A 24,040-nucleotide genomic window follows, 5' to 3' on the forward strand; every position below is an offset into this window, starting at 1 on the left:
AAAATAACACGATTAGCCAAATAATACAATTCGCCAATCTTATCTTTTATGCATTGAACTGATAATTATTACATGATAAAATGTATCTCAAACCTATTATAATGCTTTGTTACTATTTTAGCAATATTTTGGTTAAAGTGAAAAAGGAGAGAAAATGTTTAAGGTTTATAAAAAATTATTTTCCTATGTGCCTGAATACAAATTCATGGCTTATCTTGCTATTTTATTGGCTGCGCTTTCATCGATTTTGTCAATAGGCGCCTTTTATTTTGTCTATCAGTTTTTGAATCGATTAATTGTTCAGAATAATGCGACAGATAGCGCTTTTTATGCGATGATTATCATGGTTATGATGGTTGCTAGCATTTTGATTTATATGTTTGCTGGTGGTCTGACACACTTGGTAGCCTTTCGTTTGGAAACGAATTTGAGAAAGAAAGGGATTGATGCGTTAACGACCTCAAACTTTTCATATTTCGATACGACAACGTCTGGTAAAATCCGTAAAACGATTGATGATAATGCTGCAGAAACACATACAATTATTGCGCATTTAATCCCTGATAATACGACGAGTTTTGTAACGGCAGTGGTTCTTTTGGGGATTACGTTTGCTATTAATGCTTATATGGGAATTGCCCTTCTCGTTCTAGCAGCGGTAGCTATTTTCCAAATTAAGAACATGATGGGAAATGCAGAATTTATGAAATCTTATATGCAATCTCTTGAAAATATGAACAGCGAAACGGTTGAATACGTTCGTGGGATGCAGGTGATTAAGATTTTTAAAACGTCTGTTCAATCCTTTAAAGCACTTTATCAAGCGATTAAAGATTATTCTGATTATGCTTTGAATTATAGCTTTTCATGTCGTCAAGCTTACGTGATTTTCCAAGTGATGTTTGCGGCTTATACCGTTTTATTTATCCCGATTTATACTGCGCTTGTGCCACAAAGTCAGCATTTGGAGTCTGTGCCACAGTTCATTTTCTTTTTCTGTGCAGTTGGGTTGATGTATTTGACTTCTATGAAAATCATGTATGTTTTTATGTACCTCTACAAAGGTGACATTTCGGCTGAAAAAATTGAAACGATTTTTGAAGAAATGACTAGCAACCGTGTCTCTACTGGACAAGAGGAAGTCTTTGCGGATGGTAGCATTCGTTTTGAGAATGTTTCTTTTGGTTATGAAGAGCAAAATATCATCGAAGATTTGTCATTCACACTTGATGAAAATAAAGTTTATGCTTTCGTCGGAAGTAGTGGTAGCGGAAAATCAACGATCGCAAAATTAATTGCTGGTTTTTATAAGATTAACAGCGGTAGCATTTTACTAGGTGGAAAACCGATTGAAAATTATCGCCAAGAAGCCCTAATGAAACACGTTGCCTTTGTTTTCCAACAATCAAAACTTTTTAAAATGTCAATTTTTGACAATGTCAAACTTGGCAATCCAAAAGCAAGTTATGAGCAGGTCATGAATGCTTTGAAACTGGCATCATGTCAAGAAATTTTGGATAAATTCCCTGAACGAGAAAATACAGTGATTGGCTCTAAAGGAGTGTATTTATCTGGCGGTGAACAGCAACGTATCGCCATTGCTCGCGCTATTTTGAAAGACGCTAAAATCGTTATCCTAGATGAAGCGTCAGCCGCTACGGACGTTAACAACGAATACCAAATTCAAAAAGCATTTGCTAATCTTATCGCCAATAAGACGGTTATCATCATTGCGCACCGTTTGTCATCAATCAAAGGTGTTGATGAGATTCTTGTTATTGACAAAGGCGCTATTGTTGAACGTGGTAGTGACCAAGAATTAACGGTTGCCGCTGGTCGATACAAACACTTTAAAGAACTTTACGCATCTGCTAATGAATGGAGGGTCTCATGAAAAACAAATTACAAAATGTATTTGGAGTGACTGAAAATGGCGCCAATAATGTAATCAAAGCTTGCTTCACTGCGATTTTAGTATTCATTGCAGAAATGGCACCGATTGGCTTACTAGTATATTACGTGCAAAATGTGATTGAAGGACATCCGTTGTCACTTTCGACAATGATTATTGGGCTTATTGCTATTATTGTGGTTGCTTACAGTTTTATGTACATTGATTACAATGCGACATACACCGCTACTTATCAAGAAAGTTTTGATATTCGAGTTAATATTGCTGAGATTCTTCAAAAATTGCCTTTGTCATATTTCTCACAACGTGATTTGACAGACTTATCTCAAACCTTGATGAGTGATGTGGAGCGTTTGGAACACGCTCTTAGCCATGCCATTTCAAAAACGGTTGGTTTTGTGATTTATTTTACATTGGTTACAATTGCCATGCTTTTCTTTAATGTGCCACTAAGCTTGTGTATTTTAATACCAGTATTAGTGAGCGCAGCTTGTTTAATTTTCTCTAAAAAAGCTCAAGAAAAAGCTGTCACAAAATATTGGAAGCAACTCCGTGCCAATTCGGATAGTTTCCAAGAAGCGATTGAATTGCAACAAGAAATCAAAGCTTACAATTTAGCAGAGCAATTCCATGATAGTTTGTATCAACAAATGGAAGATAGCGAACGCATCCATATCAAGTCAGAATTTACGCAAGGAATGCCGCTCAGTATCGCCAATCCGTTGGTACGATTGACAATCGGTATTGTGATTTTCTTTGGTTCAACGCTTTATTTCCAAGGAAAAGTTTCGTTGATTGTTTTCATTGTCTATCTTTTGTTAGCGATAAAAATTTCAGATGCCTTGCAAAATGTCTATTTTGACGTCGCGGAAATTTTCTATATCAATTCTGCGGTAAAAAATATCAATACTCTTCGTAACATTGAACAACAAATCGGAGAAGATGTCGCCCTTGAGACGTTTGATATTGAGCTCAAAGATGTGAAATTTGGCTATAAAGACGCCCAGCAAGTGATTAAAGGCGTATCGTTTACAGCTAATCAAAATGAAATCACAGCGCTTGTCGGACCGTCAGGCTGCGGAAAAACAACTTTATTACGTTTAGTCTCACGCCTTTATGATTACGAAGAAGGACAAATTCTCGTTGGTGGACATGATATCAAGCAAATCAGCACCAACAGTCTCTTTGATAAGATTTCAATTGTTTTCCAAGACGTGACTTTATTTAATAACACTGTTTTAGAAAATATCCGCATAGGACGACCTGATGCAACAGATGAAGAAGTCAAAGAAGCAGCACGTCTGGCGAATTGTCAAGATTTTATCGCTAAATTGTCACAAGGTTTTGATACTAAAATCGGTGAAAATGGTGCAAAATTGTCTGGCGGTGAACGTCAACGTTTATCAATTGCTCGCGCGATTTTGAAACAAGCACCGATTGTTCTTCTTGATGAAATCACGTCATCACTTGATATCGAAAACGAGAAATTGATTCAAGAAAGTTTGAATTACCTCTTGAAAGATAAAACTGTTTTGATTATTTCACATCGTTTGAAATCAGTTGAAAATGCCGATAAAATCGTTGTTCTGAAAGATGGACAAATTGACGGAATCGGTCGGCATACTGATTTGCTAGAAAGTTCAGCTGTCTATCGTGAATTGATTGAAACCTCACAAAAAATCGAAGATTTCAAATATAAAAAGAACGCTTAGGAGAACATTATCACATGAAAAAACAATCGTTTTCTGTTAAAGATTTAATCAACGCAGGTCTCTTTTCATTGCTTGTTTTTGCAGCAATGTTTGTCGGTGGCATAATTGGTTTTATCCCAATATTTATGCCGTTTATTCCATTTATTTGTGCTCTTTGTTCAGGACCAGTATTTATGCTTTATAGCACAAAAATTCACCGTTTTGGAATGGTGCTCATCATGGGTACTATTATCGGTTTGTTATTTATGGTGACTGGTCATGGTATTTATGTCTTACCAGGGACAATGTTGCTTGCTCTTATTGGGGAATACATTCTTAAAAAAGGAAATTACGAAAGCCTAAACCACACAAGATGGTGCTTTACGGTTTATTCGTTAGCATCAGGTTTTATGATGATTCCGATTTATATTACACGTGATGCTTATATTCAAAGATTAATCGACCAAGGTTATGGTCAAGCTTACGCTGATAAAATGATGAGCGTATTGCCAAACTGGACATTTCTTCCTGTCTTGCTTTTGGGAGCAATCGGTGGCTACCTTGGAGCAACGATTGGTATTAAAATGCTTCAAAAACATTTCAAAAAATTAGGCATGGCTTAATTGTTATAAAAATAGATAAAAGGAGAATGGGTGAAGTGGCTATTTGTGGCTTGCTTCACCTTTTAAATCATTATGAAATTAGACTTTCGGACAAAAGCATTGATGACAATTGTGATTTCTCTTGTTCTGTTATTTGGAAACTTACAAAAAACTTACCCTTGGGTGGCTTGGTGTTTAATGGCACTGCCTTATATGCTCTTATTAAGTGAAAAGAAATTCGGGAAAGCTTTTAAGGGAATTGCTTGGTTGATAGTAGCGCTTATTTTAGAAAAATGTGCGGTCTATTTTTCGTTTTCAGGCTTGCTAGCATCGGTTGCTTTGTTCTTTTCGATTATTGTGTTGCGTATGCTACCAGGCATAGTCATGGGAGAATACAGCCTTTTAACAACATCTATGAGTGATTTAGTGGCTTCTTTGCAAAAAATGAAATTGCCTGATGCTCTAATCATTCCGATTTCGGTCATGTTTCGTTTCTTTTATACGGTCAAAGAAGATTATCAGCAAGTCACAGAAGCCATGTATCTGCATGGGCTTGTTGGGCGACGATTTTTCCGCCAACCGCTACGCATGATTGAATATCGTTTTGTTCCTTTATTGCTTTGCTTGTCACGCACAGCAGACGACGTTGCTATCTCTGCCACAACAAGAGGAATGGTCGTTGGGCAAAAACGTTCAACGATTTCAAATACAAAACTAAGAATCCTTGATTATGTTCTTATATTAGCGATGTTAGCAGTATTAGTGTTAAATTTTTGGAGTCAATATGCTTAAAATAAAAAATTTTACGTTAACTTATGACGAACCTGTTCTGGAAAATGTCAATCTCAGCTTTAAATCTGGTGAAATCACAGTATTAACTGGGACATCAGGAAGCGGAAAGAGCAGTCTTTTAAAGGTTATCAATGGTGTTATTCCTTATTTTCAACCAGCCGAACTATCAGGTGAAATCACTTATCAAGGCAAAAATTTGCTTGATTTGGATATGTCTGAACGTAGCAATATCGTGGCTACCGTCTTTCAAAATCCTAAGACACAATTTTATGCTGTCAATTCCACAGATGAAATGGCTTTTGCCTTAGAAAATCGCCATTTACCACCAAAAACCATTTTTCAGCGTATCAATCAATTCACACAATTGTTAGAAATGGAAGATTTGCTGAATCGCGATATTTTCGCTTTATCAGGTGGTGAAAAGCAGCTTTTAGCCATTACCAGCGTTGCTTGCATGGATAACGACATCTATCTTTTTGACGAACCGTCGTCATCGCTTGACCGAGAAGCTATTGCACGCTTTAAAAAAGTCTTGGTTAAATTGAAAGAAATGGGCAAAATCGTCATTATTGCCGAACATAGATTGTATTATTTAAAAGAATTAATGAACCAGTTAATCGTTATCAAAGATAAAAAAGTGACTAGTTATCCAGCAGTTGATATTACAGACGACTTCACCAAAACACAGAATCTTCGTCAATTAAACGAAATCAGCAAAACAGAGTTAATCGAAAGCCTACCGTATCAAAAGCATTCCAAAAAATCACAAACTTTGCCTGAATCAAGCGATTTAATTTGCCAAAATTATCGCTATAAACACCGTGATAGCAAGGATAATATCTTTGATTTCAACCTTGGATTGGATAAAGGAATTAACTTTATTATTGGAAAAAATGGTGTCGGAAAAACAACCTTTTTACGTTGCCTATCGGGGCTCAATAAAACGTTCAAAGGGCAAACATTCTATGAAAAACAACCTGTAAAGCCCACATATGACTGGATTAGTGAGGTTGTTCAAGATGTTAATTACCAATTATTCACCGAATCGGTCTGGTCAGAAATTTCCATTGTGAGTGATGATGAAAAAACTAAAAAGGATGCGCTTACACAATTTGGTTTAATCGATAAAATCGAAAGACATCCGCAAAGTTTATCAGGTGGTGAAAAACAACGATTGTTATTAGCCATGGCTAAAGCTTCAAATAAGCCAATTATCATTCTAGACGAGCCAACAAGTGGACTTTGCAGACTGCAAATGGAACGTATGATTGAAGATTTGCATGATATGGCAAAAACAGGGAAATTAATCATCGTTGTGACACATGATTACGAACTTATCAAAAACTGCAGCGGAAAGATCATCGAATTCGTTGAATAAACGACCATATAAGAGATAGCGTTAAAATCCAAAATCAGCAAATTCAATACAAAATCAACGTCAATAAATAACATAATATTTGTTGACGTTTTTTAGCGCAAAAAATAGAAAAAATAAAATAAGACAATACAGAAAAAAAGTAAAAGCAGTTCCGAAAAAAATATTAAGTGAATTTCTCATAATATCTTTCCGAAAAACTGTAATTTTCTTGAAAAACAAATCAGTCTGTGATATACTCCTATTATAAAGACATCTCAAGGAGATTTTTAAATGAAACGTGAAAAATTACTTGAAAAAATTGATGAACTTAAAGAAATAATGCCTTGGTACGTCTTAGACTATTACCAATCAAAACTTTCGGTTCCTTATAGTTTCACAACTTTATATGAATACTTAAAAGAATATCGCCGATTTTTCGAATGGCTTTTGGATTCTGGAATTTCAGATGTTACTAAAATTGCTGACGTTGAATTAACGACTCTGGAACATCTTTCTAAAAAAGACATGGAATCATTCATCCTTTATCTGCGTGAACGTCCTTCTTTGAACACTTATTCAACAAAACAAGGTGTCTCACAAACAACAATTAATCGGACGTTATCAGCACTTTCAAGCCTGTTTAAATACCTAACAGAAGAGGTCGAAGATGAAAATGGTGAGCCCTACTTCTATCGAAATGTCATGAAAAAAATCGCTACTAAGAAGAAAAAAGAAACGCTGGCAGCTCGAGCTGAAAATATAAAAGGCAAACTTTTTCTAGGTGACGAGACCATGGCATTTATCGACTATATCGATACAGAGTATCAAAATAAGCTCTCTCACCGCGCTCTCTCCTCCTTCCAAAAGAATAAGGAGCGTGATTTAGCGCTTATTGCTCTTCTGCTTGCCTCTGGTGTCCGTCTTTCAGAAGCTGTTAATCTTGATTTGAAAGACTTAAACCTTAATATGATGGTTATCGAAGTCACTCGTAAAGGTGGAAAACGTGATTCTGTCAATGTTGCTAACTTTGCTAAGCCTTATTTAGAAGCTTATTTGCAAATCAGAGCGCCTCGCTATAAGGCGGAAAAACAAGACCAAGCTCTCTTTTTAACAGAATATCGCGGTGTTCCTAACCGTATTGATGCTTCAAGCGTTGAAAAGTTAGTTGCTAAATACTCTCAAGATTTCAAAGTTCGTGTAACACCCCACAAACTGCGCCACACACTTGCAACACGTCTTTACGATGCTACTAAATCACAAGTCCTAGTTAGCCACCAATTAGGACATGCCAGTACACAAGTTACCGACTTATACACCCATATTGTCAACGACGAACAAAAAAATGCCTTAGATAAGCTTTAAAAATTAACCTGAACCATTAATAGTTCAGGTTTTTTATTATCTCCTTGCTGACAAATAAATAATGAATGTTCTAAAAATATTTTACATAATATTATTTATGTAAAACTAAACTTCAAGTGGCATGAAATTGCCGACAATCTTACCAATGATTCGAGGATTTTCATCATAAGGCGCGAATTTATCGGCGTAGTGTTTGTTGAGTGAGACTAAACGAAGTCCGTCCTCTTCTCGATAAACTTTCTTAATATAAGTTTGCCCATCCCAATCAACAGCATAGATAGCACCGTCATAATCAAAACCTGTTTGCTTAATCAAGACAACCTCACCATTTAAATAAGTGGGTTCCATTGAATCCCCAAAGACCCATGAAGCAAAGTCATGGTCAAGTTGTTCATCATAAAAAACAGTATCATAATTACCGTCACCAAAATAAGAATATCCAGTACCTGCAGATAATTTTTCAAAAACCTTGTAAGCATAATACTTAGGCAACTGAACTATTTTTTCTTGCTCTTTGAGTAAATCGTCAGCATAATTTTCGAGTTTATGACGGTTGTCTTTATTGAGTTTGAAATAGGTGTCAACAATATCATATTCAGATACAAAATAAGTTTCCTCGACACCGAGTAACTGACTCAAAAGGTTAAGATTTTTTTGATTTGGCTTTGTTTTACCATTTTCCCAATTAAAGTAGGAAACTCTAGAAATATTAAGTAATTTAGCTACTTCTGCCTGTGAGTAACCTTTTTCTTCTCTAATATTTTTTAACTTTTCTCCAGAAAACATAAACTCCCTCCTTGTTAGTTTATAAACTAACAATATTATAAAAAAATAAACCTAAAAAAGCAAGGGCTTAGCCCCTACTTCTGTTAATTTTTATGTGATGAAATTTCGACTTGTGTTCCTTTATCGATTTGGCTATCGATAGTGATGTTTAGGTTAAGGGTGTCTAAAACTTGTTTAGTCATGTACAGCCCTAGACCAGTTGCTTTTTGGTGTTCATGACCGTTAAATCCAGTAAAACCTTCGTCAAAAAGACGTGGTAAATCTTCTTCTAGTATTCCAATACCATCATCAGATATAACGATATTTCCATCACTTATACTAATAATAATTGTTCCGTCTGTTTTGGAATACTTAACGGCGTTATCAATAATTTGTGAAATAGCAAAGCTTAGCCATTTTCGGTCAGAACTTAGCTCCCAATCACCGACAACCTCAACAGAAAGATTTTTTAGTAAACACGGAATACGATATTTTTTGATGATCTTTGTTGTAACATCTCTGACAGATAGTTTTTCAAAGCGAAAATCGTCTTTGTTTTGACTGAATTTTAAATAAGTCAACAACGTATCAAGATAGTTTTGAAGTCGTGTCAATTGTTGCTGTACTTCGTTTGAGTCGAGTTGGTCAGTCTGTGCCATTAATGAAAGGGCTGATATGGGAACTTTCATTTGATGTGACCACATTTTGACAAGATTTTGCAGATTTTCAGTTTGCGTCTTTTCAGCTAGCAGTTCATTGGCGCTAGTTTCTTTTAGTTTGATGATAATGTCTCTATAAGCCAGTTCTGACGGCAATTCTAATTCATCTAATTCTTTTACATAAATAAAATGATGTAAAATAGATAATTTCTGCTTAAATTTAAGGTATTGCCAAATGCTGATAAAGATTAAAATCGTTAAATTGATTAAAATACTAACTTTAAAGTAAGCCAATGGCAGGCGATATAAGGCAAAAATAACAATGAATAATATACTTAAAAGGATATAAGTTAAATACCAGACGGAATATTCTTTAAAAAATTGTCGAATCATTTTAGAAGGTAGCCAACTCCTCTCACGGTGTGAATACGATCAAAACCTAATGGTTGTGTTTTCTTGCGCAGTCGTGTTATGTTAACGCTAAGGGTATTTTGGTCAATGAAACTTTCATTTTCCCAAAGTTTCTCGAGTAATTCCTCTTTGGGCACGACTTGATTTTGATGTTCAAAGAGAACCGCTAAAATCTTATTTTCTGTCGGAGATAAGGTGATATGGTCGTCACCGTTTGATAAAATTCCGTCACGCGACAGAGAAAACTGGTCCAATTGGTAATTATCCGAGGTAAACTGGTAAGCACGTCTTAAAAAGGCTGAAATTTTGGCGTCTAAAATCGTTAGAGAAAATGGTTTTGACACAAAATCATCCCCTCCCATGTTAAGTGCCATGACAGTATCCATTTCATCATCACTAGATGAGATAAAAATAATCGGCAATGTCATAGTTTTACGAATTTCTGTTGTCCAATAAAAACCATTAAAATACGGCAACGTGATATCAATCAGGATAAGGTCAGGCTTGATTTCTTCGACTTCCTGCTTAATAGCTCGAAAATTAGTGACACTAAAGACATCATAAGTTTGACTAAGATGTTGTTCTAAAAGTTTAACGATAGTTTCATCGTCCTCGACAATATAAATCTTTCCTTGTTTCATAGTTTTATTGTAACAAAAAATGGTCATCACGACCATTTTTTAGTAAAAATTTTCAGAATCTTTCAAACGACTGTTCGAAGATAGGAGTTAACGTTCAATAATTTTATAGTAAGTTCTACTTGTGAATTTATAGATGAAGAAATAGATTACGGTGATGCTTAGTATTGTAATACCACTGACGGTATAAATCATACTTGAGCTTGTTACCCCAAACATGAGTAACATTTGTTTTAGCATGACAAGCGCTACGGCGAAGTGTAAAACTGCAAAACCGAGTGGCATGAAGAATACGAGTAAAATTTGAGAATTAATTGCTCGCTTCACTTCTTTTTCTCCCATTCCCACTTCTTGCAAAATTTTATACGATTTTTTATCTTCAATCCCTTCAGAACGTTGTTTATAGTAAATGATTAGGGCTGCACCAAGCAAGAAACTAATACCAAGTAAGAATCCTGTAAAGAGAAAGCCACCTGTAAAGCCATACATGTCCTCAAGGAAAGATGATTTGGTATCGACAATTCCTGTTGCTGCGTTGCCATCTGAATCAAGATATTGACCTGTTTCGTCTGAAATGTAACCGTCATCATTTGTAATTTTAGCGATTTCGGCTTTAGAAAGGTCAGCGTAACCAGTGAAATTACTTTGGAATTGGAAATTGTGTTGAGTAAAGAGCTCTTGAAGTTCATTTAAAACATTTTTATCACTAACGATTAACAACGCTGGATTATAAGTATTAGCAATATCAGGGAATATAACACTTCTTAGATTTTCGACATTGTCAAATTCTTTTCCAAAAAGGGTTAATTTTTTCAGTTGGCTATTTCCCTTTTGAACGTAAAAGGCAGATTGATTTTCTTTTAAAGTTGGTAGGCTATTACCTAAATTTTTAAAATCATCTTGGGTCATGATATATAAAGAGCCCATTTTTGCCATATCAGGAGTGTCTATATCTTGGTCTGTTATTGTGATTTCTTTATCAGTTGATACTGGAATTACTGAGGAACCAGTATAGTAGGTGATATAGTCACTTTCTGGTTTATCTAATTTATCGATAACTGCTGTTTTGAAAAAAGCTTCCGCATCTGTATCAGTCGTCGAATAGATTGTAATTTGAGTGTCTTTTGGGAACATATCGTCGGCTTGTTTTTGAGTATTGACATACAAAGACGTTGTTGTGGCAATCGTTACAAAAGCCATAACGGCTAGTAGCGTAATATTAGCAAGTCCGACAGCATTTTGTTTCATTCGGAAAATCATTTGTGCTGTGGTTACGAAATGTTCAGGTTGGTAAAAATATTTTTTGTTTTTACGACGGCGTTTTAGGTACCAAGTCATAAAACTGATGTAAAAAAGGTACGTTCCAATGATAACAAGAACAACCGCGATAAAGAAACGATATAGGACGACAAGCGCAGCTATTCTCGTTGAAGAAATTGAAAGATAATAACCTGAGCTTAAGCAAATGATGCTTAACAACGCAAAGAGAATATTGCCGCGTGGCTCTTTTTCACCCTGTTCTTGCCTCCTAAATAAAGCTAGTGGCGATGAACGACGGATATTAAAGAGGCTGATAAGTTCTAGGAAAAAGAAGATTGCAGCGAATGCAAACGCTGTGCTAATAAACGCTGCTGGTGATAAAGTCATTACCAACTGATTATAGTGTAAAAGATTAATAAAAATCAAATAAAACAATTGTGAAAAGACAGCTGATAAAAGGCTTCCTAAGATAATCACACCCACAAAAATAACAATCAGTTCAATAGTCGATACAAGACTGATTTGAAACCTGTTCATCCCAAGGATGTTATAAAGCCCGAATTCCCTACTTCTTTGTTTTAAAAGGAAATTATAACTGTAAATCTCCATGATAATCGAGAAGATAAAAAGGACAACAATGGATAAGCCAAGTGTTGCGGCACCATATGACATGCTTTTTCCAACAGGGCTAAATAAAATCAGCAAGGTTGAACAATTTAGAAGAAATAAAATGGTGCTTGTGAGTAAAAATGGTCCAAAAATATTGACAGATTTTTTGAGGTTTGACCAAGCTAATTTAGCATAGAACATATTACTCACCTCCAAGAAGTGCGCTCATTGCAAGTGAAATATCCTTGCTGAATTCTTGATTGGTTTTGTTACCACGATAAATTTGGTGGAAAATGCGACCATCTTTGATGAAAAGGACACGTTTAGCATGACTAGCAGCGTTTGCTGAGTGTGTTACCATAAGCAATGTTTGACCGTCATTATTAATATCCTCAAAAAGGTTTAGAATATCTTCAGAATTGCGATAATCTAGCGCTGCTGTCGGTTCATCAGCCAAAAGTAACTGCGGATTTGTGATAAGGCTGCGAGCGATAGCAACACGTTGTTTTTGACCGCCAGACAATTCAAATGGGCGTTTTGCTAACAAATCTTCGATATGAAGTTTTGGAGCGAGTGTTGCTAGTCTATTTTCCATTTCTTGGTAGTTAACACGACCAAGTACCAATGGTAAGAAAATATTATCCTTGACAGAAAGCGTGTCTAATAAATTGAAATCTTGAAAGACGAATCCGAGATTGTTTAAACGAAATTCTGCTAATTGGCTTTCTTTGATTTTTGTGATTTCTTTCCCATTTAGAACAACAGAACCTTTCGTTGGCTTTTCCAGGGTTGCTAAGATATTAAGCAAAGTTGTTTTCCCAGAACCAGATTCTCCCATGATAGCGATAAATTCATTTTCATCTACTTTGAAATCAACATCTTGCAAAGCACGTGTTACTTCTTTTGAAAAACGTGTGCGAAAAACTTTTTCTAAGTGATTAATCTCCAGTAACATAATTTCTCCTTTGTTTCATTATACCTTTTTTCGATTAAATAAAAACTCTAATCGGAATGTTTTTGCTAAAAAGCAATTAATTTAAATTTAGTATTTTAATACTAAGAGTGTTTCAAAGGTCTTCTTCCACTCCAATACCAAAGAGCGAGACTTACTACTCCCACTACGACGATAAGAAGAATTGTAATAAGACTATAAAAACCTACCATTTCAAAAACCTCCTCCTATTATTTTGTGATACGGAGGGTATAACAGACAATATAAGTAATGGAACCTAAAATAACCATGACTAACCAAATCAGAAGATTACTCCATAAATTAATATGTCTTTTGATTTCTTGACTCATATGACTGCTCCTCTCTTATTGACAAGTTTATTTTATCGAAAATCAGGTAGTTACTTCCTTACAATTTGAAAGTCAAATCTTACAAAAATGTAAGGTTGCTTTTTGGCAACAAAAAAGCCCAAAACAAACGTTTCAGGCTTAACAGTTACTACTTACTATTGATTGCTTGTGCTACTTTTGTAAGGTAGGCGTGGCTTTCAAGCTGCTCAATGGGATTGTTTAAATCTTTTAGGTTAATCTCGTAAATACTTGTGGCTTTTTCGTTGAACAATGGCAGAGCTTCTGCCCAATTGATTTTTCCATGACCTAGTGTCAAACTATCATGCGTTTCACCTAAAGAGTCAACTAAATGATAGTGAATAATAGTCTTTTTCAAAGTTTCTAGTGAGCATTGCAAAGCTTTATTATCCCCATGCAGATAAATGAAAGCATGAGAAATATCATAAGCAAGTGGATAGCCTTTTTGAGCTAACAATTGGTCGAATTCAGGCTTGCCAAATGAAAATAGTTTTGAAATACCATTTTCAAACATGATATGATTTTCACCAAGCTCACAAAATTCATCCATGCGAGTAAAAAGATAATTTTGCGCTTCTTCAATGTTTTCAAAAGGTTCTAGCAAATCTTTTTCACGCAGTTCATAAGAGCCATGAACTAAGACTTTACAATCGAAATCTCGAGCGATTTTCAATAATTCTTGGGTTGAATAGTTGATAAAATCGACTAAATCAGCCTTATTTTTAGGGTGCGCCACAAGTTCTAAAAATTGACCTTGGTATTTCATCGGATGATGAAGAACAATCGCTTTGACACCACTTGCTTTTACTGTTTGAACAGCTTCTCTAAGGTGTTGTAAGCCGCTAGCAGTGAAGTCGGTTTCAGATGTGAAAAATTCAAAGACATCTGGATGATATTTTAGGCGACTTTCCATTTGCTCAAGGTCGCAACTAGCTTTTAGTCCTAATTGAATTGGAAACATTTTGTCACCTCTTTTAATATAGTATTGGAATACTAAACGTTAAGATAATCTTGCAAATCGTTTAAAGCACGTTCAGCAACTTTTTCATAACGTTCTTTTTTATCACGGATACGTGGTCCGTCAAGCTCTTTAACGATACCGAAGTTAACATTCATTGGTTGGAAATGTTTGCTTTCGGCATGTGTAATGTAATGTGGAAGAGAGCCGATAGCAGTCGTTTGCGGGAAGATAACCGCTTCTTCTCCTTTAAAACGACGTACAGCGTTGATACCAGCAACTAGCCCTGAAGCAGCTGATTCCACATATCCCTCAACCCCTGTCATTTGACCAGCAAAGAAAAGGTCTGGATTTTGGCGTGTGGCAAATGTTTCGGTCAAAAGATTTGGAGAATCCATGTAAGAGTTACGGTGCATTACGCCATAACGGACAAATTCGGCATTTTCAAGACCTGGAATCATGCGGAAAACACGTTTTTGCTCACCCCATTTAAGGTGTGTTTGGAAACCAACGATGTTAAAGAGACTACCAGCAGTATTATCTTGACGTAATTGAACAACGGCATATGGTGTCTTGAATTCACCGTCACGAGGTCCTTTGTAGTCATCTGGGTATTCTAAGCCAACAGGCTTCATTGGACCATAGAGCATTGTTTTAATGCCGCGTTTTGCCATAACTTCAATCGGCATACAACCTTCAAAATATTTTTCTTTTTCAAAGCTATTAAGCGGAGCTTCTTCGGCATTGACAAGCGCTTCATGGAACGCCATAAATTCCTCTTTGGTCATTGGACAGTTAAGATAGGCAGCTTCTCCTTTATCGTAACGTGATTTCAAATAAACCTTGTCCATATCGATAGAATTTTTATCAACGATTGGCGCTGCGGCATCATAGAAATAAAAACCGTCGCCACCGTTCAATTCATGAATTTTTTCAGCAAGTGCATCTGATGTTAAAGGACCACTAGCGATAACAGTAATGGCATCAGTTGGAATTTCTGTGATTTCTTCACGAACGACTTCGATAAGTGGGTGATTTGTCACTTCATCTGTCACCATTTGTGAGAAACCGTCACGATCAACCGCTAAAGCACCACCAGCGGGGACGCGCGTGCTTTCTGCTGCCTTCATGATAACAGAGTCTAGACGACGCATTTCTTCTTTAAGCAGACCGACAGCGTTTGTTAAGCTATCACCGCGCAGCGAATTTGAGCAGACCAATTCCGCAAATTTATCTGTTTTGTGTTGTGGTGTTGCTTTCTTACCACGCATTTCATAAAGTTTTACTGGAATGCCACGTTTAGCAATCTGATATGCAGCTTCAGAGCCCGCTAAACCAGCTCCAATAACGTTAATGTATGATGATTGAGACAATATACTAATACCTCCAAAAACAAGCTTAGGAAGTCCTAAAACTCATTTTCCAGATAAGGGAGAAAGCCCTTATCCAAATCTTTCTAATTTTGATACTTGATTATCATAACATAAAATTTGTGAAACTCAAATAATATTATATAGTTTATTTACATAAATAAAAATATGTAAACGAGTTATTGATTATCCTTTTTAATCATATTCTGATATTGTAAGTGAATACCAATGTGACCAATTCCCAAAATAATTGATGCCAAGGTCAGAAATGGATTTTTACCATAGATGGATATGCATAGAACTGCCAAAATCGGCAAACTTGCTCCTGCTACTGGAATTTTTAAAAATGTGGTGTAAAAATCTGCCATTCTTTTTGGTCCCATAAAATAACGAATCCAAAACATTTCATAAAGAATCATACAAAAACTAGCAGCTATCAACCACCAATTCCAATTAGTCCAGGGCTGCCAGTTAAAATCAGAAAAGATGAGAATCAGACAAGTCACAAGTACTTCTCCGATACGTTCAAGTAAGGATAAGTATTTATTTTCTTGATACTGATAATGTTCATAATCTTTAGGTTTGTTTCGTGTCCAAATAAGATTTGGTATCATTAGTAGCATTAAAAAGATGAATCCAACATAAGAGAAGCCAAAATGCATAGTCAGTCATCCTCATTTAAAACAAACAAATCCAAGCAGATAGTAAAACACTTAAAATGCTGAAAAGTGACCCAATGAGATAGTATTCCGCAAATGTGGGGCTTTCGGAAATTTTATTATAACGAGCGATTGATTTAGCAGTAAAAACAAGTCCGATTGAGGCGAATTGATTGAAAATGATACAAATACTCATCACAATACGCTCCAAAAGTCCAATCGTTGCTCCAGCACCTGGAATGGTGTCCATTTTTTGACTGTCCTCTGGCTGGTATTTTTGAAAGAAAATCTTGAAAATAACATTAGTTGGTTTTGTAATCAAGACGATAAACAGGATAATATTAAGCGTTTCTCCTGTTAGGAAATTTGGCAGAAATGTTCCTTTAGCAAGCGGGGCAAGTAAAAGTATAATTCCTAGATGTAACATTTGGTCCAAAAGGAAAGTTACCAACGGATTTAGCTTGAAACTATTAGCCACATGAGGTTTTCCAAAGTCAATAATAGAATGACTAAGCAAAATAAGCAAGCTAATGCCCCAGATGCTTGGGATAAAAATAGTTACCAAAATTAACGGAACAGCTACCCAAATGAGATGAATCAAAAGATAAGTTTTATCGGTATTTTTACGGTCGGCAACTGTTTGGCTTTGCAACTGAAAGTCTGACAAAAAGTGACAAATCAGTAACAGGGTTAATATAGGATTTTGGCTAAGGTAGTGAGAAAGACCTGTGATTGACATTAGTTTAACTCCTCTCCAGCGTTTTTAAGCAGATTTAACGCACAATTTCGCGTTCGTAGGTAAACTTTGATATTGCTGCTTTTCAATCGTTTTGACAGCGCACTTGTGCTTAATTCGAGCTGTTTTCCCAAAATTTGTTGGTCAAAATGCTCATCATAAATGCCAAGTTTCAAAAGTTCCTGCAAGATAATTTCTTGGCTAGCGCGCCAATCGGACTTAATTGCTTCGCTACTGGCAATCAGTGTATTAATAATGTTTACCTTGGTATCATCTTCAAAGGAAACAGCGATTTGCGTATTGCCGTAATCATTTTTTTGGTGGATGTAATTGATTGCTTTTCTAGCGTGCCAGTAAGCGGGACCGTCAGCGCCAATGCTTTGCTCTGGGTTAATATCTGTCAGAATTTCTCCTAAACCAAGACCAAAACGTACTTGATAAGGCTGCATTGCGAAGTTAATACGGTCAATTATCTGAAATAAAGGGGCGTCCAAGGTTAACAATCCTTGAAATTCATCGCCTAAAGTGATAGATAATTTTGAAACCAAGACATCTTTAAATTCAATATTTAACTCGTTTAGGCAAGTCTCCAATGTTTTTTGGACTTGGTAACGATTATCGATTTTTTTGGAATCAATAATATCTCCAATTAATGCAAAATAATTCATAGCGTACCTCTCATAAGTCTATTATAACAGACTTATCAAAAAAAGTCCGTTATAACGGCAATTATTTAAAAAGTCCATTATAACGGAAAGCATATTTTCCATACAATCAAAAAGAAACTGAGCATCTCTGCTTCAGCTTCTATCGTTTTATTTAATTTTTGCTTCTTCGTAGTCGCATTCTTCATTGCTGCAGACGACTTGTTTACCACCACCGCGGATTTTCTTCTCAACCAAGAAGTCTCCAGATTTTGGACAAGAACGTCCGACAGGTTTATCCCATGATGTAAATTCACATTCAGGATAACGATCACAACCATAGAAAATACGATTACGTTTGGTTTTACGCTCAATTACTTGACCTTTGCCACAGACTGGACAAGTCACGCCGATTTCTTTAGTGATTGCTTTTGTATTGTGACACTCTGGGAAATTGCTACAAGCGTAAAATTTACCATAACGCCCCAACTTGATAACCATTGGGTGTCCACAAACATCACAATCAAAGCCAGCTGGCTCATCTTTGATTTGAATTTTTTCGATTTCGGTTTCGGCTTTGGCAAGTTCTTTTTCAAATGGTTTGTAAAATTCATCGATAACTTTTTGCCATTGCTGTTTGCCTTCTTCGACTTCATCAAGTTTACCTTCCATATCAGCGGTAAATTTGACATCAACAATATCAGGGAAGAATTCAACAATCAAATTATTAACGATTTCACCAAGTTCCGTAGGTTCAAAACGTTTCGCAGCTAAGCGAACATAGTAACGTCTTTGGATAACGTCAAGTGTTGGTGCATAAGTCGACGGACGCCCAACGCCATTTTCTTCCAATGTTTTAATAAGTGTTGCTTCAGAATAACGAGCTGGTGGTTGCGTAAAGTGTTGTTCAGGATTTGTTGACACTTTCTTAACAATATCACCTTCAACCATGTCAGGCAACATCTTATTCTTGTCAGAATCGTTATATACGGCTAAGTAACCGTCAAATTTTACTTGACTACCATTGGCAGTAAAGCGTACGCTATTTTGCTCCAAGTTAACTTTCATTGTGTCAAAGACTGCTGCTGTCATTTGACTGGCAACAAAACGATTCCAAATCAATGTGTAGAGTTTTAATTGGTCTTTATCTAAGTGCTTAGCGATTGATTCTGGTGTTAGATTGACATTTGAAGGGCGAATGGCTTCGTGAGCGTCTTGAGCTCCTGAAGCATTTTTAACACGGCTACCGTGTTTAGAGTATTTTTCACCGAAACGTTCTGTGATAAAGTTTGCGGCATCATTTTGCGCAATTGGACTGATACGTGTTGAGTCAGTACGCATATAGGTAATCAAACCTTGCGTTCCGCTCTTACCAAGACTGATACCTTCGTACAATTGCTGTGCAACCATCATGGTTTTACGTGTACGGAAGTTGATTTTATTAGCAGCATCTTGTTGGAGAGATGATGTCGTATAAGGAAGTGGTGCATTGCGACGACGTTCTTTCTTTTCAACCTTAGCTACGGTAAATTCGTCACTAGTCAATAAAGCAAGAACTTTTTGAACATCTTCGTTCGTTTCGAGTTTTAATTTTTTACCATCAATGCCATAAAATGAAGCTTGGAATTTCTTTGTTCCTTTTTTAAAGAAACCGTCAATTGTCCAGTATTCTTCTGGTTTAAAGGCTTTGATTTCATTTTCACGGTCAATGATCAGTTTTAATGCAACGGATTGAACACGTCCTGCTGAAAGACCTTTTTTAACTTTTTTCCAAAGCAATGGTGAGATAGAATATCCCACGATACGGTCAAGAACACGACGCGCTTGTTGAGCATCTACTAAATCCATATCGATTTGGCGTGGTTCAACAAAAGCATTTTTGACAGCGTCTTTGGTGATTTCGTTGAAAACAACACGGTTTTTGTCGTTTTCATCAAGGTCCAAAATATGAGCTAAGTGCCAAGAAATCGCTTCTCCTTCACGGTCCGGGTCACTTGCGAGATAAACTTTTTTAGACTTTTTCGCTTCTTTTTTAAGGTCGTTAATCAATGGACCTTTACCACGAATATTAATATATTGTGGTTCATAATTATTTTCAAAATCAATAGACATGCTTGATTTTTTCAAATCGCGGATATGTCCTACTGAGGCTACAACTTTATAATTACGTCCGAGATATTTTTCAATTGTTTTTGCCTTAGCTGGAGATTCCACAATAACCAAATTTTTCTTGGCAGCTGTTTTTTTCTTTGTTGTTTTTTTGCTTGATTTTTTAACAGCTGTTGGGGCTTTTGTAGTAGTCGTCGTTGCCATAAGCTCACTTCCTATCAGTAATAAACTTATAACATGATAACCCGCTTTTCTTAAACTGTCAATAAAAAAGTTGTATTTAATAGAAAAAACTTGCTTATATTTGATATTCCGAAAGGATATCTAAGCCTGATGTGACGCATTTTGCGCCCTCTTTTATCAAATGATGACAGCCATCAGATTTTCCATCTAAAATATTTCCTGGAATGGCAAAAACGTCTCGTCCTTCTTCCAATGCTCTTTCACACGTAATCAAACTGCCTGAGCGCAGCTTAGCTTCTACTACGATAACGCCTTGTGATAGCCCTGCAATAATACGATTTCGCTCTGGAAAATGGAATTTCAGCGGTGCTTCTCCTGCTACGTACTCACTTAATACGAGGTGATTTTTAGCCATGTACGCCTGCAACTGCTTATTTTCTTTGGGATAATAAACGTCCAGTCCGCAACCGATAACGGCAATCGATGCACCACCGTTTTTTAGAGCTGATAAATGCGCACTGGTATCAATGCCACGCGCCAACCCACTAACGATAACAAAATGATTCCCGAGTTCTTTGACAATTTTCTGTACGGATTTTGTCCCTGTTGCTGATGCTGTTCTTGCTCCTACTACTGCCATTTTTGGGCGATTAAGTAATTCTAAATTTCCTTGATAAAACAGCAAAACAGGTGGATTATAACAATGTTTGAGTTCTAATGGGTATTCGTCATCTAGTATGGAAACACTAGGAAAACAATTAAATTCTTTGCGCAATTCTTTGGTGTCCAGTGCTTTGTATTTTTCCATAAAAAGGATAGGATTTTTACATTTTGAGACGACTGCCATATTACGCAAAGATAGTGATTTCTCTTGCTTTTCTTGATAATCTAAAATAGCTAAAATATTAAGATTTGTTAATCCTGCTTTTTTTAATTTAAACAATTCAAAATTATTCATGTTTTCTACCTCACTAATTTATTATTCGAAAAAAGCCCTGAAAAACAGGGCTTAGTGAGTGTATTTTACGTATTAATCAAGCGTTTTTATGATTTTTGCAGGATTTCCAGCGAGAACCACGTTATCGCCAAAAGATTTTGTAACGACTGCGCCAGCACCAACGACAACGTTGTCTCCTAAGGTAACCCCAGGTAGAATGGTCACACCGCCGCCAAACCAGGCATTATCTCCAATAGTGATTGGTGCACCGTATTCAAGACCTGAAATACGTTCTTTGGCATCAAGTGGGTGTAACGGTGTTAACAATTGACAATTTGGTCCAAACATTGCGTTGTCGCCAATGTGAATCTCACAGACATCAAGCATGGTACAGTTATAATTGGCATAGAAATTCTCACCCACATAAATATTTGAACCATAATCACAAACAAAACGTGGATTCATTGTTAATTTTTCACCTGTTGACCCAAACAGAGATTTTATGATCTCTCTTTGCCTGTCACGGTCGTCCTCGTTATTGAACAACTTCATTTTTTGGCGTGCTTCCAGACGCATGGCAGTTAGTTCTGCATCCCCAGCATCGTATAGTTGCCCAGCTAACATTTTTTCTTTTTCGCTTGTCATATTAAGACTCCTTTAGCATGGATTTTATTGGTTCGAATGTTTTACGGTGAATTGGTGTGATGCCATATTTTTTTAGGCCTTCTAAGTGCTCTTTGGTTCCATAGCCAACGTTTTTTTCAAAGGCATACCCAGGATAATCATTGGCATAGTCAGCCATCATGCGGTCACGTGTTACTTTAGCAACGATAGAAGCCGCTGCAATTGATAAGGAGTTGGCATCACCTTTGATGAGTGATTGTTGTGGGATCGAAGTTTCCAAATGCATGGCATCAATTAAAAGATAATCAGGTTTTGTCACCACACCTTTCAGTTGATTAATGGCTTGCAACATACCGACTTTTGTAGCTTCGTAGATATTAATTTGGTCAATGACATTATTGTCAACAATTCCGATTCCAATTCCTAGAGCACGCGCAAGGATTTCTTGATAAATTTCCTCATGGTGCTTCTTAGGAATTTTTTTAGAATCATTGAGGTGTTTAATTTTACAATTTTTTGGAAGAATAACGCACGCTGTGACAACAGGTCCTGCTAATGGTCCTCTACCAACTTCATCAATCCCAGCAATGGCTTGGTAACCCTGTTGATAAAGTTCTTTTTCGTAGCGCAGCATATTTTCCAAGCGCAAGTCTTCATCAATATCCGCTTGAATGGCTTTTTTACGCTGCTGAATCGCCTTTTGGACACCTGCACGACCATCTGACTCATAATCTTGCCAGCGTGCGTCATCAAGGCTCTCAATCGCTGCTAGCGCTTCTTTGATTTCTTTAACGGTCGCCATTTTCAACTTCTCCTACGACGTCCAGAGTGTAACGACCAAGTTTGCCTTCGCGGACATCTTTAACAAAAAGGCTGTAAAAACGGTCATAATCATCACGAAAGCCCAATTTTTGTGTCATAGCCATAATAATCTCAGGCGCTTCTTCTTCTAAGTTGATACCTTTGAAGCGTTCAACAAGACGTTCTGGATAGTATTTTTTAAAGAAATTAAGGCCGAAAATTGTTACTTCATCCATTGGCAAAAGCTGGTCCTTGATAGCACCTGTTAAGGCGAGTTTGAGTCCTACTACTTCATCTTCGAATTTTGGCCAAAGAATCCCTGGGGTATCTAGGATTTCCAAGTCTTTATTAGACTTAAGCCATTGTTGTCCTTTAGTAACCCCTGGTTTATTACCAACAACTGCAATTTTTTTACCTGCTAAACGATTCATTAATGTTGATTTACCAGCGTTTGGAATACCGATAATCATTGTGCGCAAGGTTTCTTTTTGAATGCCACGTTCACGTAATTTAGCTAATTTATCAGCCATTAGTGATCTGGCGGCATCGGTTACCAATTTTACAGTAGCTTGTTCTTTTGAATTAACAGCTAGGGTTTTGATGCCTTGTTTTTCAAAATAGTTACGCCATTCTTTTGTTCGATTGCTATCAGCAAGGTCGGCTTTGTTCAGAATCATCAATTTCGGTTTATCTCCGACGATTTTGGTTAACATTGGATTTTGGCTTGATAGTGGCAAACGAGCGTCAACCAAAATTGTTACAAAATCAACGTGTTTCAGATTTTCCTGAACTTGTCGGCGTGCTTTCGACATATGCCCAGGAAACCATTGGATATTAGCCATGTAAAATAAATTCCTTTCATCGATAAGTGTTAAAACTTATATTTTATTATCATTCTTTAGTTTTTATTGCAATTAAAAGCAATTATCAAATCATTTTCTATTATACCATAAACTATTTCTGATTATGGGGAAAAGCTTACCGCGCAGCTATTGTCATAAAGAGAAAAATCTATTCATTCTTGACTATCTTTTGCCAAGGCGATACAATGAAAACGTATCAAAAGGCTTACTAAAGGAGATAAGATGAACGATTATACTGAAATGACGATTGAAACTTACTTGGCGGAACGTTTAACTAAAGAAATTGCTGCTTACGAGAAAAAGAGCCACTTTCACCGTGCATGGTTTATTGTTTTTAAGGTGATTCAAATCATTGTTTTGGCGCTTGTTCCGATTTTAGCAAGCCTTCCAATTCCTTGCTTTAAACTGCTTGCTGTCATTGCTTCGTGCCTTGTTTTGGTTCTTGAAGCTCTGCTTGCCGTTTCAAATCACAAAGATAAATGGCGTATTTATCACGCCACATCAAAAGAACTTGCTTCAGAAAAATTCACTTTTGAAACGACATCTGGCATTTATAATAAAGAAAAATTAACCGAAGACCGCTTCGCTCTGTTAGTTGACCGTTGTGAAAATATTATCAAAAATAAAGAGTAAAAAACGCCCCTGTATTTAAAACAGGGGATTATTTTTTAATTTGTAAAAGTAGTATTGGAATACTCATTAGGCTTAGATAGTATAAGATATAAAACCATTCACGGCTTTGATGAAATTCTAAGTAGGTAATTCCTAAAATCAATAA

22 protein-coding genes are annotated in these 24,040 nt (G+C 36.4%); 7 read left to right on the forward strand and 15 right to left on the reverse strand.

Features of this window, described 5'->3' with window-relative positions:
• The first annotated feature begins 154 nt into the window (after positions 1-154).
• From BTR42_RS06025 to xerS, 6 genes are all read left to right on the forward strand, one after another.
• On the forward strand, positions 155-1,894 hold the full coding sequence (locus tag BTR42_RS06025; protein ID WP_012961969.1) for an ABC transporter ATP-binding protein: 1,740 nt from the start codon (positions 155-157) through the stop codon (positions 1,892-1,894).
• Complete coding sequence (locus BTR42_RS06030; protein ID WP_077496842.1) at positions 1,891-3,624, forward strand: ABC transporter ATP-binding protein; 1,734 nt, start codon at positions 1,891-1,893, stop codon at positions 3,622-3,624. The genes BTR42_RS06025 and BTR42_RS06030 overlap by 4 nt, the downstream gene beginning before the upstream one ends.
• A 14-nt stretch (positions 3,625-3,638) precedes the next feature.
• A complete protein-coding gene (locus BTR42_RS06035) occupies positions 3,639-4,226 on the forward strand; it encodes an MptD family putative ECF transporter S component (RefSeq protein ID WP_061100431.1) in 588 nt (195 codons plus the stop codon).
• Positions 4,227-4,298: 72 nt separating this feature from the next.
• The gene (locus BTR42_RS06040; protein ID WP_077496844.1) at positions 4,299-4,997 is read left to right on the forward strand and encodes an energy-coupling factor transporter transmembrane component T; all 699 of its coding nucleotides are present in this window, start codon (positions 4,299-4,301) and stop codon (positions 4,995-4,997) included.
• A complete protein-coding gene (locus BTR42_RS06045) occupies positions 4,990-6,375 on the forward strand; it encodes an ABC transporter ATP-binding protein (protein WP_077496846.1) in 1,386 nt (461 codons plus the stop codon). The genes BTR42_RS06040 and BTR42_RS06045 overlap by 8 nt, the downstream gene beginning before the upstream one ends.
• Before the next feature lie 270 nt (positions 6,376-6,645).
• Positions 6,646-7,716: a tyrosine recombinase XerS gene (xerS, locus tag BTR42_RS06050; protein WP_003064732.1), complete on the forward strand. Its 1,071-nt coding sequence runs from the start codon at positions 6,646-6,648 to the stop codon at positions 7,714-7,716.
• Positions 7,717-7,821: 105 nt separating this feature from the next.
• Here the strand turns inward: xerS and BTR42_RS06055 are convergent, their stop codons facing one another.
• The 15 genes from BTR42_RS06055 to ylqF form a co-directional block, all read right to left on the reverse strand.
• Complete coding sequence (locus BTR42_RS06055; protein WP_009854191.1) at positions 7,822-8,502, reverse strand: LexA family transcriptional regulator; 681 nt, start codon at positions 8,500-8,502, stop codon at positions 7,822-7,824.
• Between the two features lie 83 nt (positions 8,503-8,585).
• Positions 8,586-9,533, reverse strand: a complete 948-nt coding sequence (locus BTR42_RS06060) for a sensor histidine kinase (RefSeq protein WP_077496848.1) — start codon at positions 9,531-9,533, stop codon at positions 8,586-8,588.
• Positions 9,530-10,192 (reverse strand): response regulator transcription factor, encoded by a 663-nt coding sequence (locus BTR42_RS06065; RefSeq protein ID WP_174564803.1) that lies wholly within the window; start codon positions 10,190-10,192, stop codon positions 9,530-9,532. The genes BTR42_RS06060 and BTR42_RS06065 overlap by 4 nt, the downstream gene beginning before the upstream one ends.
• Before the next feature lie 87 nt (positions 10,193-10,279).
• Positions 10,280-12,259 (reverse strand): FtsX-like permease family protein, encoded by a 1,980-nt coding sequence (locus BTR42_RS06070; protein ID WP_077496851.1) that lies wholly within the window; start codon positions 12,257-12,259, stop codon positions 10,280-10,282.
• A gap of 1 nt (position 12,260) precedes the next feature.
• On the reverse strand, positions 12,261-13,013 hold the full coding sequence (locus BTR42_RS06075; protein ID WP_009854195.1) for an ABC transporter ATP-binding protein: 753 nt from the start codon (positions 13,011-13,013) through the stop codon (positions 12,261-12,263).
• A 495-nt stretch (positions 13,014-13,508) separates the two neighbouring features.
• Entirely contained in the window at positions 13,509-14,339 is an 831-nt protein-coding gene (locus BTR42_RS06080) for a sugar phosphate isomerase/epimerase family protein (RefSeq protein ID WP_077496853.1), read from the reverse strand.
• A gap of 32 nt (positions 14,340-14,371) precedes the next feature.
• A complete protein-coding gene (gene trmFO, locus BTR42_RS06085) occupies positions 14,372-15,709 on the reverse strand; it encodes a methylenetetrahydrofolate--tRNA-(uracil(54)-C(5))-methyltransferase (FADH(2)-oxidizing) TrmFO (RefSeq protein ID WP_077496855.1) in 1,338 nt (445 codons plus the stop codon).
• Between the two features lie 176 nt (positions 15,710-15,885).
• Positions 15,886-16,320, reverse strand: a complete 435-nt coding sequence (locus BTR42_RS06090; protein ID WP_237394389.1) for a hypothetical protein — start codon at positions 16,318-16,320, stop codon at positions 15,886-15,888.
• 64 nt (positions 16,321-16,384) lie between these two features.
• Positions 16,385-17,104 (reverse strand): DUF3307 domain-containing protein, encoded by a 720-nt coding sequence (locus BTR42_RS06095; protein ID WP_077496857.1) that lies wholly within the window; start codon positions 17,102-17,104, stop codon positions 16,385-16,387.
• Positions 17,104-17,769 (reverse strand): SatD family protein, encoded by a 666-nt coding sequence (locus BTR42_RS06100; protein WP_039693668.1) that lies wholly within the window; start codon positions 17,767-17,769, stop codon positions 17,104-17,106. The genes BTR42_RS06095 and BTR42_RS06100 overlap by 1 nt, the downstream gene beginning before the upstream one ends.
• A gap of 147 nt (positions 17,770-17,916) precedes the next feature.
• The gene (topA, locus tag BTR42_RS06105) at positions 17,917-20,058 is read right to left on the reverse strand and encodes a type I DNA topoisomerase (RefSeq protein ID WP_077496859.1); all 2,142 of its coding nucleotides are present in this window, start codon (positions 20,056-20,058) and stop codon (positions 17,917-17,919) included.
• Positions 20,059-20,152: 94 nt separating this feature from the next.
• Positions 20,153-20,995: a DNA-processing protein DprA gene (gene dprA, locus BTR42_RS06110; protein ID WP_074657162.1), complete on the reverse strand. Its 843-nt coding sequence runs from the start codon at positions 20,993-20,995 to the stop codon at positions 20,153-20,155.
• Between the two features lie 72 nt (positions 20,996-21,067).
• The gene (locus BTR42_RS06115; RefSeq protein WP_009854204.1) at positions 21,068-21,619 is read right to left on the reverse strand and encodes a sugar O-acetyltransferase; all 552 of its coding nucleotides are present in this window, start codon (positions 21,617-21,619) and stop codon (positions 21,068-21,070) included.
• Position 21,620: 1 nt separating this feature from the next.
• Positions 21,621-22,400: a ribonuclease HII gene (locus tag BTR42_RS06120; RefSeq protein ID WP_077496861.1), complete on the reverse strand. Its 780-nt coding sequence runs from the start codon at positions 22,398-22,400 to the stop codon at positions 21,621-21,623.
• Positions 22,387-23,241 carry a ribosome biogenesis GTPase YlqF gene (gene ylqF, locus BTR42_RS06125; protein ID WP_064593005.1) on the reverse strand — a complete coding sequence of 285 codons (855 nt, stop codon included), beginning with the start codon at positions 23,239-23,241 and terminating at the stop codon, positions 22,387-22,389. Before ylqF ends, BTR42_RS06120 begins: the two co-directional genes overlap by 14 nt.
• Before the next feature lie 243 nt (positions 23,242-23,484).
• On the opposite strand from ylqF, the gene BTR42_RS06130 reads away from it, so the two are divergent.
• Positions 23,485-23,895, forward strand: coding sequence for a DUF4231 domain-containing protein (locus tag BTR42_RS06130; RefSeq protein WP_077496862.1), 411 nt, complete (start codon positions 23,485-23,487; stop codon positions 23,893-23,895).
• Positions 23,896-24,040 lie beyond the last annotated feature (145 nt).

Source organism: Streptococcus gallolyticus subsp. gallolyticus DSM 16831, assembly GCF_002000985.1.
In the GTDB taxonomy this organism is placed as follows: Bacteria; Bacillota; Bacilli; order Lactobacillales; family Streptococcaceae; genus Streptococcus; species Streptococcus gallolyticus.

Coding starts and splice junctions, on each gene's coding strand:
- BTR42_RS06025 (WP_012961969.1), top strand. CDS start 155: ATGTTTAAGGTTTATAAAAAATTATTTTCCTATGTGCCTGAATACAAA.
- BTR42_RS06030 (WP_077496842.1), top strand. CDS start 1,891: ATGAAAAACAAATTACAAAATGTATTTGGAGTGACTGAAAATGGCGCC.
- BTR42_RS06035 (WP_061100431.1), top strand. CDS start 3,639: ATGAAAAAACAATCGTTTTCTGTTAAAGATTTAATCAACGCAGGTCTC.
- BTR42_RS06040 (WP_077496844.1), top strand. CDS start 4,299: ATGAAATTAGACTTTCGGACAAAAGCATTGATGACAATTGTGATTTCT.
- BTR42_RS06045 (WP_077496846.1), top strand. CDS start 4,990: ATGCTTAAAATAAAAAATTTTACGTTAACTTATGACGAACCTGTTCTG.
- xerS (WP_003064732.1), top strand. CDS start 6,646: ATGAAACGTGAAAAATTACTTGAAAAAATTGATGAACTTAAAGAAATA.
- BTR42_RS06055 (WP_009854191.1), bottom strand. CDS start 8,502: ATGTTTTCTGGAGAAAAGTTAAAAAATATTAGAGAAGAAAAAGGTTAC.
- BTR42_RS06060 (WP_077496848.1), bottom strand. CDS start 9,533: ATGATTCGACAATTTTTTAAAGAATATTCCGTCTGGTATTTAACTTAT.
- BTR42_RS06065 (WP_174564803.1), bottom strand. CDS start 10,192: ATGAAACAAGGAAAGATTTATATTGTCGAGGACGATGAAACTATCGTT.
- BTR42_RS06070 (WP_077496851.1), bottom strand. CDS start 12,259: ATGTTCTATGCTAAATTAGCTTGGTCAAACCTCAAAAAATCTGTCAAT.
- BTR42_RS06075 (WP_009854195.1), bottom strand. CDS start 13,013: ATGTTACTGGAGATTAATCACTTAGAAAAAGTTTTTCGCACACGTTTT.
- BTR42_RS06080 (WP_077496853.1), bottom strand. CDS start 14,339: ATGTTTCCAATTCAATTAGGACTAAAAGCTAGTTGCGACCTTGAGCAA.
- BTR42_RS06090 (WP_237394389.1), bottom strand. CDS start 16,320: ATGATACCAAATCTTATTTGGACACGAAACAAACCTAAAGATTATGAA.
- BTR42_RS06095 (WP_077496857.1), bottom strand. CDS start 17,104: ATGTCAATCACAGGTCTTTCTCACTACCTTAGCCAAAATCCTATATTA.
- BTR42_RS06100 (WP_039693668.1), bottom strand. CDS start 17,769: ATGAATTATTTTGCATTAATTGGAGATATTATTGATTCCAAAAAAATC.
- topA (WP_077496859.1), bottom strand. CDS start 20,058: ATGGCAACGACGACTACTACAAAAGCCCCAACAGCTGTTAAAAAATCA.
- dprA (WP_074657162.1), bottom strand. CDS start 20,995: ATGAATAATTTTGAATTGTTTAAATTAAAAAAAGCAGGATTAACAAAT.
- BTR42_RS06115 (WP_009854204.1), bottom strand. CDS start 21,619: ATGACAAGCGAAAAAGAAAAAATGTTAGCTGGGCAACTATACGATGCT.
- BTR42_RS06120 (WP_077496861.1), bottom strand. CDS start 22,400: ATGGCGACCGTTAAAGAAATCAAAGAAGCGCTAGCAGCGATTGAGAGC.
- ylqF (WP_064593005.1), bottom strand. CDS start 23,241: ATGGCTAATATCCAATGGTTTCCTGGGCATATGTCGAAAGCACGCCGA.
- BTR42_RS06130 (WP_077496862.1), top strand. CDS start 23,485: ATGAACGATTATACTGAAATGACGATTGAAACTTACTTGGCGGAACGT.